The following is a 14,791-nucleotide window of genomic DNA, read 5'->3' on the forward strand; positions in this document are numbered from 1 at the left end:
GATCAATTCACCAATTGGTTGAGGCTGAGAATCGGGAGCAGGATGGCCATGACGATCAGCAGCACGACGCCGCCCATCAGCACCAGCATGGCCGGCTCGAAGAGGCCCACCACCAGCGCGATGCGCGCGGCGAGGCTGTTTTCCTGTTGTTCGGCGGCCCGGGCCAGCATGCGGTCGAGTTCGCCGGCACGTTCGCCGCTGGCGATCATGTGCAGCATCATCGGCGGGATATCGCCGCTCATCTCCAGGCCACGGGTCAGCGTTGCGCCTTCGCGGACCGAGCGGGCGACATCGACCATCCGCGCGCGGATGGTCAGGTTGCCGATGACTGCGGCAGCAATTTCCAGGGCGTCCACCAAGGGCACGGCACTTTTGCCGAGGATTGCCAGGGTGCTGGCAAACCGCGCGGCTTCCATGGCGCGCAGCACTTCACCGATGACGGGGGCATTGAGCACCCAACGATGCCAGCGCAGACGCCACTGCGGCTGCTGCCAGCTCCAGCGCCACAGGCCGAGCAGCACCGCCAGCACGCCCATCAACAACAGGAAATGGTCGCGCAGGCCGTTGCTCACGCCGATCAGCGCCCGGGTCAGCCAGGGCAACGGCTGGCCGCTGTCGACGAAGATCTTCACCACATCCGGCACCACGTAACCGAGCAGAAAACCGACGATTGCCACGCTGGCCAACATCAGGATCAACGGGTACACCAGGGCCATCTGAATCTTTTGCCGTGAGGCCTGGCGGGCCTGGGTGTAGGCCGCCAGTTGCTCCAGCACATGGCCCAGATGCCCCGAGCGTTCTCCAGCGGCCACGGTGGCGCGGAACAACTCGGGAAAGGCCCGGGGAAATTGCCCCAGTGCCGAGGCCAGGGCGTGACCTTCCATTACCCGGCTCCTGACCGCCGAGAGCAAGCTTGCAACCTTGCGCTTTGAGCTCTGCTTCGCCACCGCATCGAGCGCTTCCTCAAGGGGCAGTCCGGCCTGAACCAGCGTTGACAGTTGCAACGTCAACAGCGCCAGATCAGCGGCACTCAGGCGTCCACCTCGCGACCGCTGGCCCGCACCGCCGCCAACCCTGACCTCGATCAAGACACGCGGCCACAAACCACGCTCACGCAACAACTGTCGCCCATGGCGGGGTCCATCGGCCTCCAGCCGTCCCTTGCAGGATCGTCCCTGGGCATCGTGGGCGCGGTAGTCGAAGGTCGGCATCGATCAGTTCTCCTGGGTCACACGCAGCAATTCATCGATGCTGGTCAACCCTTCAAGCACCCGCTGGCGCCCGTCCTGGAACAGGCTGCGCGAGACCTTGCGTGTTTCGTCGACGAGCAATTGCTCACTGGCGCCCTGATGGATCAGCGCCGAGACGGCGGGCGTCACGCTGATCAGCTCGTAAATGCCGATGCGGCCGCGATAGCCGTGCTGGCACTGTTCACAGCCCGAAGCCTTGAACAGGGTGTGCGACGTGCTGGTGTCGAGCCCCAGGCGCTGGCAGGCTGCCGCGTCGGCGAGGTACGAAACCTTGCAATGGGGGCACAAGGTGCGCAGCAGGCGCTGGGCCAGAATGCCCACCAGCGAGGACGCCAACAGATAGGCATCGACACCCATGTCTACCAGCCGCGTGACCGCGCCGGCCGCGCTGTTGGTGTGCAGGGTCGAGAGCACCAGATGTCCGGTCAAGGACGCCTGGACAGCGATCTCGGCAGTTTCGCGGTCACGGATTTCGCCAACCATCACCACGTCCGGATCCTGGCGCAAAATCGCCCGCAGGCCCCGGGCGAAGGTCATGTCGACCTTTGGGTTGACCGGCATCTGGCCGACACCCGGCAGGTGATATTCGATCGGGTCTTCGACCGTGAGAATATTGCGGGTCTGGTCATTCAGGCTGCTCAGGGCGGCGTACAGGCTGGTGGTCTTGCCGGAACCGGTCGGCCCGGTCACCAACAAAATGCCGTGGGGCTTGCCCAACAACTGGCGCAGGGCCGCGAGGGTATCGTCCGGCATGCCCAGCCGATGCAGGTCCAGGCGCCCGGCCTGCTTGTCGAGCAAACGCAGCACCACCCGTTCGCCGTGGGCCGAAGGCAGCGTCGAGACCCGTACATCGACTTCATGCCCGGCCAGGCGCAAGGCCATTCGCCCATCCTGGGGCACGCGTTTTTCCGCGATGTCCAGGCGCGCCATGACCTTGATCCGCGACACCAACAGCGTCGCCAGTTCGCGCTTGGGCCTGAGCATTTCACGCAGTTGGCCATCCACCCGCATGCGCACCGACAGGTACTGCTCGAAGGTTTCCAGGTGCACATCCGAGGCATGCTCACGCACTGCTTCACCGAGTAGCGCGTTGATCAGGCGAATGATCGGTGCGTCGCCCTGTTGCTCCAGCAGGTCGGCGGTTTGCGGGACCTGATCGACCAGGCTGAGCAAGTCCAGTTCTTCGTCCAGCCCTTGGGCAACCTGCTCCACCGCACTGTGCCCCTCGCGATAGGCCGCCGCCAGGCGCGAGGCGTACTCATCGGCCCCGACGATTTGAAACGGCAACGTCCGTCCGCACACCCGGCGCGCTTCCGCCAATGCGGTGAGCGGCGCATCACTGCGCAGGGCAAGGCGCAGGTCGTCGCCGTCATGCTCCAGCAACACACCAAAACGCCGGGCGAAGCCGAAGGGCAATTGCTCGCAGAGTTCGCTCATGGATTCACTGCGCCTTGCCGCGCAAATCGAACACTGGCGCGTCGCTGGCCGGTTCGAACAACCCGCGCGCCTCGGAAGGCAGCAACAGCGAGTTGTTTTCCCCCGCCCCTGATTTGCTCAAGTCACGCAGCGCGTTGTAACGCTGCTGGCTGACCTGAGACAGGTCTTCCTTGCTGCGCACGATGGTCGGGCGTAAGAACACCATCAGGTTGCTTTTGGTCTGGGTGTCGCGGCTCCAGCGGAACAACGCGCCGAGGTAGGGAATGTCTCGCAGCAGCGGCACGCCGCTTTTCTGGGTGCGCACGCTGTCCCTGATCAGGCCGCCGATCACGATGATTTCGCCATCGTCGGCGAGAATGGTGCTCTTGAGTGCTCGCTTGTTGGTGATCAGGTCCGAGGAATCGATGCCCGACACCGACGGCGCGATGTCCGACACTTCCTGCTCGACCTCCAGGCGCAGCGTCGAGCCTTCGTTGATGTAAGGCTTGATCTTCAGGCTGATGCCGACGTCCTTGCGCTCGACGGTGGTGAACGGATTCTCCGCGCCGTTGCTGTTGGTGGCGTAGGAGCCGGTCTTGAACGGCACGTTCTGGCCGACGATGATTTCGGCTTCCTGATTGTCCAGGGTCAACAGGCTCGGCGTGGACAGCAGGTTGCTGTGGGTGTTGCTGGCCAGGGCCGAAATCAGCGCACCGAAGCGGTCGCCGCCCAGTTGCAGGATCGCCCCCTCCGGCGCCGATCTTTTCTCGTCGAACTTCAACCCGCCGACGATCGGAATGTCGGTGCCGGGAAAGTTGATGAAGCCCTTGGCGTCACCTGTGCTGAGGTTCCACTGCACACCGACGGCCTCAGCGATGTCGCCGGAGATTTCGACGATGGCGGCATGGATCAACACCTGGGCCCGTGGCTGGTCCAGCTGGCGCACGATGTTTTCGATGGTCCGCACCTGCGCCGGCTCGGCGATCAGCACCAGCGCGTTCTGGCTTTCGTCGGCCTTGATCATGAAGCTTGCACCGCCAGACGTGTCCTTGGCATTGCCGATGGCGGATGTCTGCTTTCTGCCCTGCCCCATCGACTCCAGAATCTCGGCCAACTGCTTGGCATCGCTGTGACGCAGGCGAATCACCCGGGCATTGTCGAGGGTCGTGGTAGCCGGCGTATCGAGACCTCGGGCCAGTTCGATCAAGCGCTGGCGAACGACCGGCGGGCCAATGAAAACCAGGCGATTGGTCCTGGTGTCCGCCAGTACCTGTATCGCTGAATCGGCATTGCGCTTGCCCATGGAGGCCTCGATAACCGGCGCGACATCGCCCGCCAGGGCATGCTTGAGCGGGACCACCGCGTGCAGGTTGTTCTGACCGGAGTCCAGTTCGCGGATCTCCCGCGCGATGCGCTTCACATTGGCAGCCGTGTCGGTCAGCACCAACGCATTGGCCGACACCGAAGGGCCGACATAACCATTGGCAGACACCAACGGTCGCACCAGCCCGGCGATATCGGAGGCACTGCTGGTGTTCAAGCCGATGACTTCGGTCACGAACTGCGACGCCGTAGTGGTTTTCACCGTGCCCTGGCCGGCCCGGGTCTTGGCCTCGGCAACCGGGGTGATGAGGATCCGGTCGCCCTCATCGATCACCGTGAAGTGGTGGGCGTCGAGCACCGAATAGAACAACCGACGCACGCCTTCACGATCGAGGGCCTGTCGGGACATGACCGTGACGCGACCGGAGACTTTGGGGTCCAGCACCACGGTGGTCCCCAGAATGTTGGAGATCTCTTCGACGATGTCGCGCAGCTCTGCGTTGTTCATCGCCAGCTGCCATTTTTCTTCCTCGGCCAGAAGCGCGCCGTGGGAAAGCGTTACCACCATGGCGACGAAAAAAATCACCGGTCGCAGTACTTGCACACCGAGAAAGCTATTCATGAACTTGATCACTCTGTCGACCCGGCAAGCGGGCTAAAAAAACGCGGAGAAACGCTGGGCACTTGGGGCTTGCCGTGGGGGTCGAGCCGTTGCAGAAAACCCGCTGCGGGAGGCTGGAGCGCCAATAGTTCCTCTCGGCCCTTGCTCCACAACACCGCGTGGTCGGGCTCGACGCGACGCAAGACGCTGCCACCGGGCAAGCGCTCGCCGACCTGGTAGATGCGCGCGCCTTGTGAGTCCGCCAGCAACACCCGGGACAAGCCATGAGTGACGACGAAGCTTGCCTTCAAGGTCAGCGGTTCCGCGCTCGGCAGCAACTCGGCGCCCGTCGTCAGACCGAGCACCGTTGCAACCGCCGTTGCGTCGAGCGTTTGCCGGGGTGCGGGTGCGGTTCGCGAGGTTTCGACCGGCGCTGGCAGCATCAACTGTTCGCGATAGCGCCACTCCTGCCAGCCCAGGAACGCCCCATAGGCCAGCGGCACGACCAGCAGGCTCGCCTTGCCCAGGAGCAAGACCAGTCCGGCCAAGCGTTCGCGCGAAAGCATCACCATGGCCTCACTCAAGTCGCCCGGCCCCAGGCTTGCCACACAGACGCAAAGACATCCGTTGCAGCACCCGGCGGTTGCAGGCCTCATGCACGATGACGGCACCGATGTGGACGGCCAGCAGCAGCGACAACACCACACACGCCCACGTGTGGACCGTAACAAACAGGGCGATCAGGCATGGATCGCTTAACGGTTGAGCGATCCCGATAACCCCGAATACATTGATCGGGCGATCCATCATCAACACGCCGGTCACCAGGACGGCCCCGACGATGAGGTAAATCGATGAGTGCACGAACAGTGCGAGCACTTCGACAAGCGACAACGACCTCAGGCCCGAAAAACGGGTATGAGTGAAAAACAGAAACAGGCGCCACAGGTAAAACGGTATGAACACTGTTGTCAGTGAAACATTGAAGAACGCAACCGATTCCTTGATGTGCGCAGACACCTCGAAACCGGCCACAAGAAAACCAGACAGCAAGGTCCACAGGATCACCGCCGCAGACAACCAATGCAGCAGCACGCGCAGTCTGGAATAACCCGAAACCGTCATTTTCAACTCGATCAACATCAAGGGAATAAAGCTTCAGGCGATCGGCTACCGATCGCCTGAAGTGCTACGAGGGGGACTTACAACTTGTTCCACGCCATGTGCCAGTGAGCACCGACACTCGGTTCGAAGCCGTTGGCGGAGGGGCTGTACTGCTTGCAGTAACCCGACTCGGGGAACGGTTTGCACTCAAAGACTTCGTTGGTCTTCGGATGCAGCACCTTGGTACCGGCGGTGTAGTCGCTGAGGCCTTCAGGGAACACGAAATCGTATTCGATGCCGGCGCCCTCACCGGTCAGTTGGGTGGTCTGGGTGTCCTGACGGGTCGTGCGGCCATCCAGGGTGGTGCCGACCAGGGTCAAGGTGTGCGCGCCCGGGTTGCTGCGCACATCCATGGACAGCGAGGTGGAGCCACTGGCCACTTGTGCCGAGGTGGTGCCTACCGGTTTGTTGTTCTGGTCGAGCAAAGTGGCTTCGACGTTCATCGCACGGTTCGCGATCATGCTGAACTCGACCTTCGCCCGGCCCTTATCCAGAACGTATTCGGCTTGCTGCGAGGCCACCGACATGCGCGCAGCGGTGTCCTCCTTCATGTCCAGTTGCACTTCGTAGCGCACTACCCCGCTTTCTTTTTGTGCGTAGAGGCTGTTGGTGCCTTTGACCGGCTCGACATTGCCGCTCTCGTCGCGGATACCGGCGCGAACAAGGGTGTGGGTCTGGTTGATTTTCTCTGCCAGCTTGAACGACCAGTTTTGCGGCGTGCCTTCTACAGCGTTATCGATGCTGATTTCGACACTGTAGTCCGGGCTCTCGCCATTGCCGGTGAATGCGCGGGCCTTGACCTTGTCGCCCACCAACAGCGCCGTCGAAGGCGCAATGCTGCCTACGGAGGACCAGCCGCCAGGCAGTTCAGGCTCCGCCAGGATGTTCAGATCCGTAGCGTTGTAGAACGCGGCATCGGTATCGCCCACGGTCCAGATGGCCAGGACGACGTGATGACCAGACTTGTCTGCCGGAATGTTGCAGTTGTGCTTGTCGCTGGACTCCGGACGCTTGTTACCGCCGTCGATGGTGCAGAACGGCGTGCTTTCGAAAGTGGCGCGTTTGAGCGATTCGTTCGGATTCCAGCCGTTGCGGGTGATGAAATACTCGTGTTTGGTAGCCGGGTGAACCGCTGTGTAATGCCACTTGAAATCGATGTTGCGGTCCTTGATTTCAGTCAGGTGCCAACGGGTGGCGGACTGTGCATCCATGGCAGAAAACAGCGAGTGACCACCGCTGGCGATCTTGCCATCGACCGGCCCCTGCAAGGGAGCACCGCCGACGCCCGCCGGAAAGCCTTTGAAGGTTTCACCGACACTCTGCGGTTCGTACTGGGCGCCACCGCAGTTGGTGTTCAAGCCTTTCTGGCAAGCCAGCGCGCGCGACGGCGGCACTTCCAGATAGCCATGGGCGGAAACGGTTTGAGAGGCCAGCATTGCCGATAACAGGATCATCGATGAAGTGCAGGCCGTTAAAGCACTTCTTTTATCAAATGTAATTTTCATGATGTATTCCAGACTGCTTATCGAAAACAGGGCGCCTAGTGGGCGCCCCTGTTCGCTTCGTGATTGTTCGGCAATACGCCGGACAAGGGCCTGGAACCTTACGGGGATGGAGGAAAATTCTATGTAGGAGTAATCACCACGCGAGGCAGGAACAGTCTCTCCATGTCTCAATCCGACAAAGAAAGAAAACATTCTTACAGTTGGTGATGCTTTATTTTTTGAGCTTTTAAACGGCACAAAAAAACCTGTCCGGCGCGAGGCGGGACAGGCTTTGTGAAAACGGGCAATCGCTACTCGTGATACTGCGCCGACAGCTCATGTACCGCGCGCAGGAATGCACCAGCATGTTCCGGATCGACTTCCGGCGTGATGCCATGGCCGAGGTTGAATACGTGGCCGCTGCCTTTGCCGTAGCTGGCCAGGATGCGCCCGACTTCGGTACGGATGGCTTCGGGTTTCGCGTAGAGCACGGTCGGGTCCATGTTGCCTTGCAGCGCGACCTTGTCGCCAACACGGGCACGGGCGCTGCCGATGTCGCAGGTCCAGTCCAGGCCCAGTGCGTCGGCGCCGGCATCAGCGATGCTTTCCAGCCACAGGCCACCGTTCTTGGTGAACAGGATGACCGGCACCTTGCGACCTTCGTGTTCGCGAATCAGGCCGCTGACAATTTTCTTCATGTAGGCCAGGGAGAATTCCTGGTAAGCCGCCGCCGACAGGCTGCCGCCCCAGCTGTCGAAGATCTGTACCGCTTGCGCACCGGCCATGATCTGGCCGTTAAGGTAGCTGGTGACTGTCTGCGCGAGCTTGTCCAGCAGCAGGTGCAAGGCTTGCGGGTTGTCGTAGAGCATGGTTTTGGTCTTGCGGTAGTCTTTCGACGAGCCGCCTTCGACCATGTAGGTCGCCAGGGTCCACGGGCTGCCGGAGAAACCGATCAGCGGTACGCGGCCGTTCAGTTCGCGGCGGATGGTGCTGACCGCGTCCATCACGTAACCCAGGTCTTTGTGCGGATCAGGAATCGGCAGGGCTTCGATGTCGGCCAGGGTGCTGACGACTTTCTTGAAGCGCGGACCTTCACCGGTTTCGAAATACAGGCCCTGACCCATGGCATCGGGGATGGTCAGGATGTCGGAGAAGAGGATCGCAGCATCCAGTTGTGGATAGCGGTCGAGCGGCTGCATCGTGACTTCGCAAGCGAACGCCGGGTTCATGCACAGGCTCATGAAATCGCCGGCCTTGGCACGGCTGGCGCGGTATTCAGGCAGGTAGCGACCGGCCTGACGCATCATCCACACGGGGGTGACGTCTACGGGTTGCTTGAGCAGGGCGCGCAGGAAACGGTCGTTCTTCAGGGCAGTCATGTCGGCATCCGGAAAAAAAGTGAGGGCATTTTCTCAGAGCCGGGAGCAAAAGGCACGGTTGCAGGTCAGCCTTTTGTCTATCGGGTCAATTTGTCGCGGTGGAATGCAGTATTTGACTCACCACAAAACGACTGTGGGAGCGAGCTTGCTCGCGATGAGGGCTTCACATTCAACATCTCTGCTGACTGATCCACCGCTATCGCGAGCAAGCTCGCTCCCACAGGGGGTATTACATTTAGTTCCGGGGCGGGGTTACACGCCCAGGTAATCCAGGATCCCTTCGGCGGCATTACGGCCTTCGAAGATCGCCGTCACCACCAGGTCGGAACCGCGCACCATGTCGCCACCGGCGAAGATCTTCGGGTTGCTGGTCTGGTGCTTGTACTGACCTTGTTCCGGCGCCACCACGCGGCCCTGGCTGTCGGTCTGGATTTCGAACTGCTCGAACCACGGCGCCGGGCTTGGACGGAAACCGAAAGCGATGACCACGGCGTCGGCCGGGATGATCTCTTCGGAGCCCGGGATCGGCTCGGGGCTACGGCGGCCACGGGCGTCCGGCTCGCCGAGACGGGTCTCGACCACCTTCACGCCTTCGACCTTGTCTTCACCGACAATGGCGATCGGCTGGCGGTTGTAGAGGAATTTCACGCCTTCTTCCTTGGCGTTCTTCACCTCTTTGCGCGAGCCCGGCATGTTCGCTTCGTCACGACGATAGGCGCAGGTCACCGACTTGGCGCCCTGGCGGATCGACGTACGGTTGCAGTCCATCGCCGTGTCGCCGCCGCCGAGTACCACGACCTTCTTGCCTTTCATGTCGACGAAATCTTCCGGCGACTTTTCAAAGCCCAGGTTGCGGTTGACGTTGGCGATCAGGAAATCCAGCGCGTCGTACACGCCCGGCAGGTCTTCCCCGGCAAAGCCGCCCTTCATGTAGGTGTAGGTGCCCATGCCCATGAATACCGCATCGTATTCTTCGAGCAGTTGCTCCATGGTCACGTCCTTGCCCACCTCGGTGTTGAGGCGGAACTCGATGCCCATGCCAGTGAAGACTTCGCGACGATTGCTCAGCACGGTCTTTTCCAGCTTGAACTCGGGGATGCCGAAGGTCAGCAGACCGCCGATTTCCGGGTTCTTGTCGAACACCACCGGGGTCACGCCGCCGCGCACCAGCACGTCGGCACAGCCCAGGCCCGCAGGCCCGGCACCGATGATCGCGACACGCTTGCCGGTCGGCTTGACCTTGGACATGTCCGGGCGCCAGCCCATGGCGAACGCGGTGTCGGTGATGTACTTCTCCACCGAACCGATGGTCACCGCGCCGAAGCCGTCGTTGAGGGTGCAGGCACCCTCGCACAGACGATCCTGCGGGCACACCCGGCCGCAGACTTCCGGCAGGGTGTTGGTCTGGTGCGACAGTTCGGCGGCCTGGAGGATGTTGCCCTCGGCCACCAGCTTCAGCCAGTTGGGAATGAAGTTGTGCACCGGGCACTTCCATTCGCAATACGGGTTACCGCAACCCAGGCAGCGGTGGGCCTGGTCGGCCGACTGCTGGGGTTTGAAGGGTTCGTAGATTTCCACGAACTCTTTCTTGCGTTGACGCAACAGTTTCTTCTTCGGATCCTTGCGCCCGACCTCGATGAACTGGAAGTCATTATTCAGACGTTCAGCCATTTTAAAACCTCATCAAACTCTTCAGGCGCATATCACTGCGGGTTGGCACGGGTGCTGGAAAGCAACGATTTCAGGTTGGCAGCCTTGGGCTTGACCAGCCAGAAACGACGCACGTAATCATCGAGGTTCTCGGCGAGTTCACGACCCCACTCGCTGTCGGTCTCCTCGACGTACTCGTTCAGCACGCGTTGCAGGTGGCTGCGATAGGCTTCCATCGCCTCGCCGCTGATCCGCTGGATTTCCACCAGTTCGTGGTTGACCCGGTCAACGAAGCTGTTGTCCTGGTCGAGCACGTAGGCGAAACCGCCGGTCATGCCAGAGCCGAAGTTGTACCCGGTCTTGCCCAATACGCAGACGAAACCACCGGTCATGTACTCGCAGCAGTGATCGCCAGTGCCTTCCACAACGGTGTGGGCACCGGAGTTACGCACGGCGAAACGCTCGCCCGCGGTGCCGGCGGCGAACAGCTTGCCGCCAGTGGCGCCGTACAGGCAGGTGTTGCCGATGATGGCACTGTCCTGGGTGCGGTAGACGCTGCCCTTCGGCGGAACGATGACCAGCTTGCCGCCGGTCATGCCCTTGCCGACGTAGTCGTTGGCGTCGCCTTCCAGGTACATGTGCAGGCCACCGGCGTTCCATACGCCGAAGCTCTGCCCTGCCGTGCCCTTGAAGCGGAACGTGACCGGCGCGTTGGCCATGCCCTGGTTACCGTGTTTACGCGCGATTTCGCCGGAGATCCGTGCGCCGATGGAACGGTCGCAGTTGCAGATATCCAGGTCGAACTCGGCGCCGCTCAAGTCGTTGATTGCCGAGGAGGCCATGTCGACCATTTTCTCGGCCAGCAGGCCCTTGTCGAACGGCGGGTTGCGTTCAACGCCACAGAACTGCGGCTTGTCCGCCGGTACGTGGTCGCTGCCCAGCAACGGAGTGAGGTCCAGGTGATGCTGCTTGGCGGTCTGGCCTTCGAGGACTTCCAGCAGATCGGTACGGCCGATCAGTTCTTCGAGGGAGCGCACGCCCAGCTTGGCCAGCCACTCACGGGTTTCTTCGGCGACGTAGGTGAAGAAATTCACCACCATGTCGACGGTACCGATGTAGTGATCCTTGCGCAGCTTCTCGTTCTGGGTCGCGACGCCGGTGGCGCAGTTGTTCAGGTGGCAGATACGCAGGTATTTGCAGCCCAGGGCGATCATTGGCGCGGTACCGAAGCCGAAGCTTTCAGCGCCGAGGATCGCAGCCTTGATCACGTCGAGGCCGGTTTTCAGGCCGCCGTCGGTCTGTACCCGGACTTTGCCGCGCAGGTCATTGCCGCGCAGGGTCTGGTGGGTTTCGGCCAGGCCGAGTTCCCACGGAGCGCCCGCGTATTTGATCGAGGTCAGCGGCGATGCGCCGGTGCCGCCGTCGTAGCCGGAGATAGTGATCAGGTCCGCATAGGCCTTGGCCACACCGGCGGCGATGGTACCGACGCCCGCTTCTGCTACCAGCTTCACCGAGACCAGCGCCTTCGGGTTGACTTGTTTCAGGTCGAAAATCAGCTGCGACAAGTCTTCGATCGAATAGATGTCGTGGTGCGGCGGTGGCGAAATCAGGGTCACGCCCGGCACTGCGTAACGCAGCTTGGCGATCAGACCGTTGACCTTGCCGCCTGGCAGTTGACCACCCTCGCCGGGCTTGGCGCCCTGGGCGACCTTGATCTGCAGCACTTCAGCATTGACCAGGTATTCCGGGGTCACACCGAAACGGCCGGTGGCAACCTGCTTGATTTTCGAGCTCTTGATGGTGCCGTAGCGCGCCGGGTCTTCGCCGCCTTCACCGGAGTTGGAGCGCGCACCGAGGCGGTTCATGGCTTCGGCCAGGGCTTCGTGAGCTTCCGGCGACAGGGCTCCCAGGGAGATACCGGCGGAGTCGAAGCGCTTGAGCACCGATTCCAGTGGTTCGATCTCGCTGATGTCCAGCGGCGTGTCCAGGGTTTTGACTTTCAGCAGATCGCGGATCATCGACACCGGGCGGTTGTCCACCAGCGACGTGTATTCCTTGAACTTGCTGTAGTCGCCCTGCTGCACAGCGGCTTGCAGGGTGCTGACCACGTCCGGGTTGTAGGCGTGGTACTCGCCACCGTGGACGAACTTCAGCAGGCCACCTTGCTGGATCGGCTTGCGCGGGCTCCAGGCTTCGGTGGCCAGGGCTTTCTGCTCGGCTTCGATGTCGACGAAACGCGCACCCTTGATGCGGCTTGGCACGCCACGGAAGCTCAGGTTGCAGACTTCCTCGGACAGACCGATGGCTTCGAACAACTGCGCACCACGGTACGAGGTGATGGTCGAGATGCCCATCTTCGACAGGATCTTGAGCAAGCCCTTGGTAATGCCTTTACGGTAGTTCTTGAATACTTCGTAGAGGTCGCCCAGTACTTCACCGGTACGGATCAGGTCGCCCAGCACTTCATAAGCCAGGAATGGATAGACGGCAGAGGCGCCGAAACCGATCAACACGGCGAAGTGATGCGGGTCACGCGCAGTCGCAGTTTCCACCAGGATGTTGGAGTCGCAACGCAGGCCTTTTTCGGTCAGGCGGTGGTGCACAGCACCTGTGGCCAGGGACGCGTGGATCGGCAACTTGCCAGGGGCAATGTGACGGTCACTCAGCACAACCTGGGTACGACCGGCGCGCACGGCTTCTTCAGCCTGATCGGCGACGTTGCGGATCGCCGCTTCGAGGCCGACGCTTTCGTCGTAGTTCAGATCGATGATCGCGCGTTCGAAACCCGGACGATCGAGGTTCATCAGCGAGCGCCACTTGGCCGGGGAAATGACCGGCGAGCTGAGGATCACGCGCGAGGCGTGTTCCGGCGACTCCTGGAAGATGTTGCGCTCGGCACCGAGGCAGATCTCCAGCGACATGACGATGGCTTCACGCAGCGGATCGATCGGCGGGTTGGTGACCTGCGCGAACTGCTGGCGGAAATAGTCGTACGGCGTGCGCACGCGCTGGGACAGCACGGCCATCGGCGTATCGTCGCCCATCGAGCCCACAGCTTCGTAGCCCTGTTCGCCCAGCGGACGCAGCACCTGGTCGCGCTCTTCGAACGTGACCTGATACATCTTCATGTATTGCTTGAGCTGATCGACATCGTAGAACGCCGAACCGTGGTCGTTGTCTTCCATGGTCGCCTGGATGCGCAGGGCATTCTTGCGCAGCCATTGCTTGTACGGATGACGGGACTTCAGACGGTTGTCGATCGCGTCGGTGTCGAGGATCTGGCCGGTTTCGGTGTCCACGGCAAAGATCTGGCCCGGGCCAACGCGGCCTTTGGCGATCACGTCTTCAGGCTGGTAGTTCCAGACACCGATTTCCGAGGCCAGGGTGATAAAGCCGTTCTTGGTGGTGACCCAACGCGCCGGACGCAGACCGTTACGGTCGAGCAGGCACACCGCGTAACGACCGTCGGTCATTACCACGCCGGCCGGGCCGTCCCACGGTTCCATGTGCATCGAGTTGTATTCGTAGAACGCACGCAGATCCGGGTCCATGGTTTCGACGTTCTGCCACGCAGGCGGAATGATCATCCGCACGCCACGGAACAGGTCGATGCCGCCGGTGACCATCAGCTCCAGCATGTTGTCCATGCTCGAGGAGTCGGAACCCACACGGTTGACCAGCGGGCCGAGTTCTTCCAGGTCCATCAGGTCGTTGGTGAACTTGGTGCGACGGGCCACGGCCCAGTTGCGGTTGCCGGTGATGGTGTTGATCTCGCCGTTGTGCGCCAGGAAGCGGAACGGTTGAGCCAGCGGCCATTTCGGCAGGGTGTTGGTGGAGAAGCGCTGGTGGAACACGCAAATCGAGGTTTGCAGGCGCTCATCGCTCAGGTCCGGATAGAAGGCGGTCAAGTCCGCCGGCATCATCAGGCCTTTATAAATGATGGTCTTGTGGGAAAAGCTGCACACGTAGTGGTCAGTGTCGGCAGCGTTGGCCACGGACGAGCGACGACGGGAGGTGAACAGCTTGACGGCCATGTCCTGATCGCTCAGGCCTTCACCGCCGATGTACACCTGCTCGATCTGCGGCAGGCGCTCAAGGGCCAGGCGGCCGAGGACGCTGGTGTCGATCGGCACTTTGCGCCAGCCGACCAGTTGCAGACCGGCGGCCAGGATCTCGCGGTTCATGTTCTCGCGAGCGGCTTCGGCCTTGACCGGGTCCTGGTTGAAGAAAACCATGCCCACAGCGTATTGCTTGGGCATTTCGACGCCGAAGGTTTCCTGGGCGATGGCTCGCAGGAACACGTCCGGCTTTTGAATCAGCAGACCGCAACCGTCACCGGTCTTGCCGTCGGCATTAATCCCACCGCGGTGGGTCATGCAGGTCAGGGCCTCGATGGCCGTTTGCAAAAGGGTATGACTGGGCTCGCCCTGCATATGAGCAATCAGGCCGAAACCGCAGTTATCCTTGAATTCATCTGGTTGGTACAGACCTGCTTTCATAGACACTTTCTCACCAGGCTGCTTC

General features: G+C 61.6%; 9 protein-coding genes. All 9 read right to left on the reverse strand.

All coding sequences use genetic code 11. The annotated features are described in order from the left end of the window. Positions 1 to 2: 2 nt before the first annotated feature. Complete coding sequence (gene gspF / locus ASD95_RS21845) at positions 3 to 1,211, reverse strand: type II secretion system inner membrane protein GspF (protein ID WP_056725675.1); 1,209 nt, start codon at positions 1,209 to 1,211, stop codon at positions 3 to 5. A gap of 3 nt (positions 1,212 to 1,214) precedes the next feature. Continuing rightward, positions 1,215 to 2,687: a type II secretion system ATPase GspE gene (gspE, locus tag ASD95_RS21850; RefSeq protein WP_056725679.1), complete on the reverse strand. Its 1,473-nt coding sequence runs from the start codon at positions 2,685 to 2,687 to the stop codon at positions 1,215 to 1,217. A gap of 4 nt (positions 2,688 to 2,691) precedes the next feature. Then, entirely contained in the window at positions 2,692 to 4,611 is a 1,920-nt protein-coding gene (gspD, locus tag ASD95_RS21855; protein ID WP_056725681.1) for a type II secretion system secretin GspD, read from the reverse strand. Between the two features lie 8 nt (positions 4,612 to 4,619). Further along, complete coding sequence (locus ASD95_RS21860) at positions 4,620 to 5,162, reverse strand: hypothetical protein (RefSeq protein WP_056725683.1); 543 nt, start codon at positions 5,160 to 5,162, stop codon at positions 4,620 to 4,622. Between the two features lie 4 nt (positions 5,163 to 5,166). Then, positions 5,167 to 5,733 (reverse strand): cytochrome b, encoded by a 567-nt coding sequence (locus tag ASD95_RS21865; protein WP_236709757.1) that lies wholly within the window; start codon positions 5,731 to 5,733, stop codon positions 5,167 to 5,169. Between the two features lie 59 nt (positions 5,734 to 5,792). Beyond that, positions 5,793 to 7,259: an N-acetylglucosamine-binding protein GbpA gene (gene gbpA, locus ASD95_RS21870; RefSeq protein ID WP_056725686.1), complete on the reverse strand. Its 1,467-nt coding sequence runs from the start codon at positions 7,257 to 7,259 to the stop codon at positions 5,793 to 5,795. Between the two features lie 290 nt (positions 7,260 to 7,549). After that, the gene (gene hemE, locus ASD95_RS21875) at positions 7,550 to 8,617 is read right to left on the reverse strand and encodes a uroporphyrinogen decarboxylase (protein ID WP_056725688.1); all 1,068 of its coding nucleotides are present in this window, start codon (positions 8,615 to 8,617) and stop codon (positions 7,550 to 7,552) included. Positions 8,618 to 8,869: 252 nt separating this feature from the next. Further along, positions 8,870 to 10,288, reverse strand: coding sequence for an FAD-dependent oxidoreductase (locus tag ASD95_RS21880; protein ID WP_007975602.1), 1,419 nt, complete (start codon positions 10,286 to 10,288; stop codon positions 8,870 to 8,872). Between the two features lie 32 nt (positions 10,289 to 10,320). Then, positions 10,321 to 14,766 (reverse strand): glutamate synthase large subunit, encoded by a 4,446-nt coding sequence (gene gltB, locus ASD95_RS21885; protein WP_056725690.1) that lies wholly within the window; start codon positions 14,764 to 14,766, stop codon positions 10,321 to 10,323. Positions 14,767 to 14,791 lie beyond the last annotated feature (25 nt).

The sequence above is a fragment of the Pseudomonas sp. Root71 genome (genome assembly GCF_001429045.1).
In the GTDB taxonomy this organism is placed as follows: Bacteria; Pseudomonadota; Gammaproteobacteria; order Pseudomonadales; family Pseudomonadaceae; genus Aquipseudomonas; species Aquipseudomonas monachiensis.

Coding starts and splice junctions, on each gene's coding strand:
- gspF (WP_056725675.1), bottom strand. CDS start 1,211: ATGCCGACCTTCGACTACCGCGCCCACGATGCCCAGGGACGATCCTGC.
- gspD (WP_056725681.1), bottom strand. CDS start 4,611: ATGAATAGCTTTCTCGGTGTGCAAGTACTGCGACCGGTGATTTTTTTC.
- gltB (WP_056725690.1), bottom strand. CDS start 14,766: ATGAAAGCAGGTCTGTACCAACCAGATGAATTCAAGGATAACTGCGGT.
- ASD95_RS21865 (WP_236709757.1), bottom strand. CDS start 5,733: ATGTTGATCGAGTTGAAAATGACGGTTTCGGGTTATTCCAGACTGCGC.
- ASD95_RS21860 (WP_056725683.1), bottom strand. CDS start 5,162: ATGGTGATGCTTTCGCGCGAACGCTTGGCCGGACTGGTCTTGCTCCTG.
- gbpA (WP_056725686.1), bottom strand. CDS start 7,259: ATGAAAATTACATTTGATAAAAGAAGTGCTTTAACGGCCTGCACTTCA.
- ASD95_RS21880 (WP_007975602.1), bottom strand. CDS start 10,288: ATGGCTGAACGTCTGAATAATGACTTCCAGTTCATCGAGGTCGGGCGC.
- gspE (WP_056725679.1), bottom strand. CDS start 2,687: ATGAGCGAACTCTGCGAGCAATTGCCCTTCGGCTTCGCCCGGCGTTTT.
- hemE (WP_056725688.1), bottom strand. CDS start 8,617: ATGACTGCCCTGAAGAACGACCGTTTCCTGCGCGCCCTGCTCAAGCAA.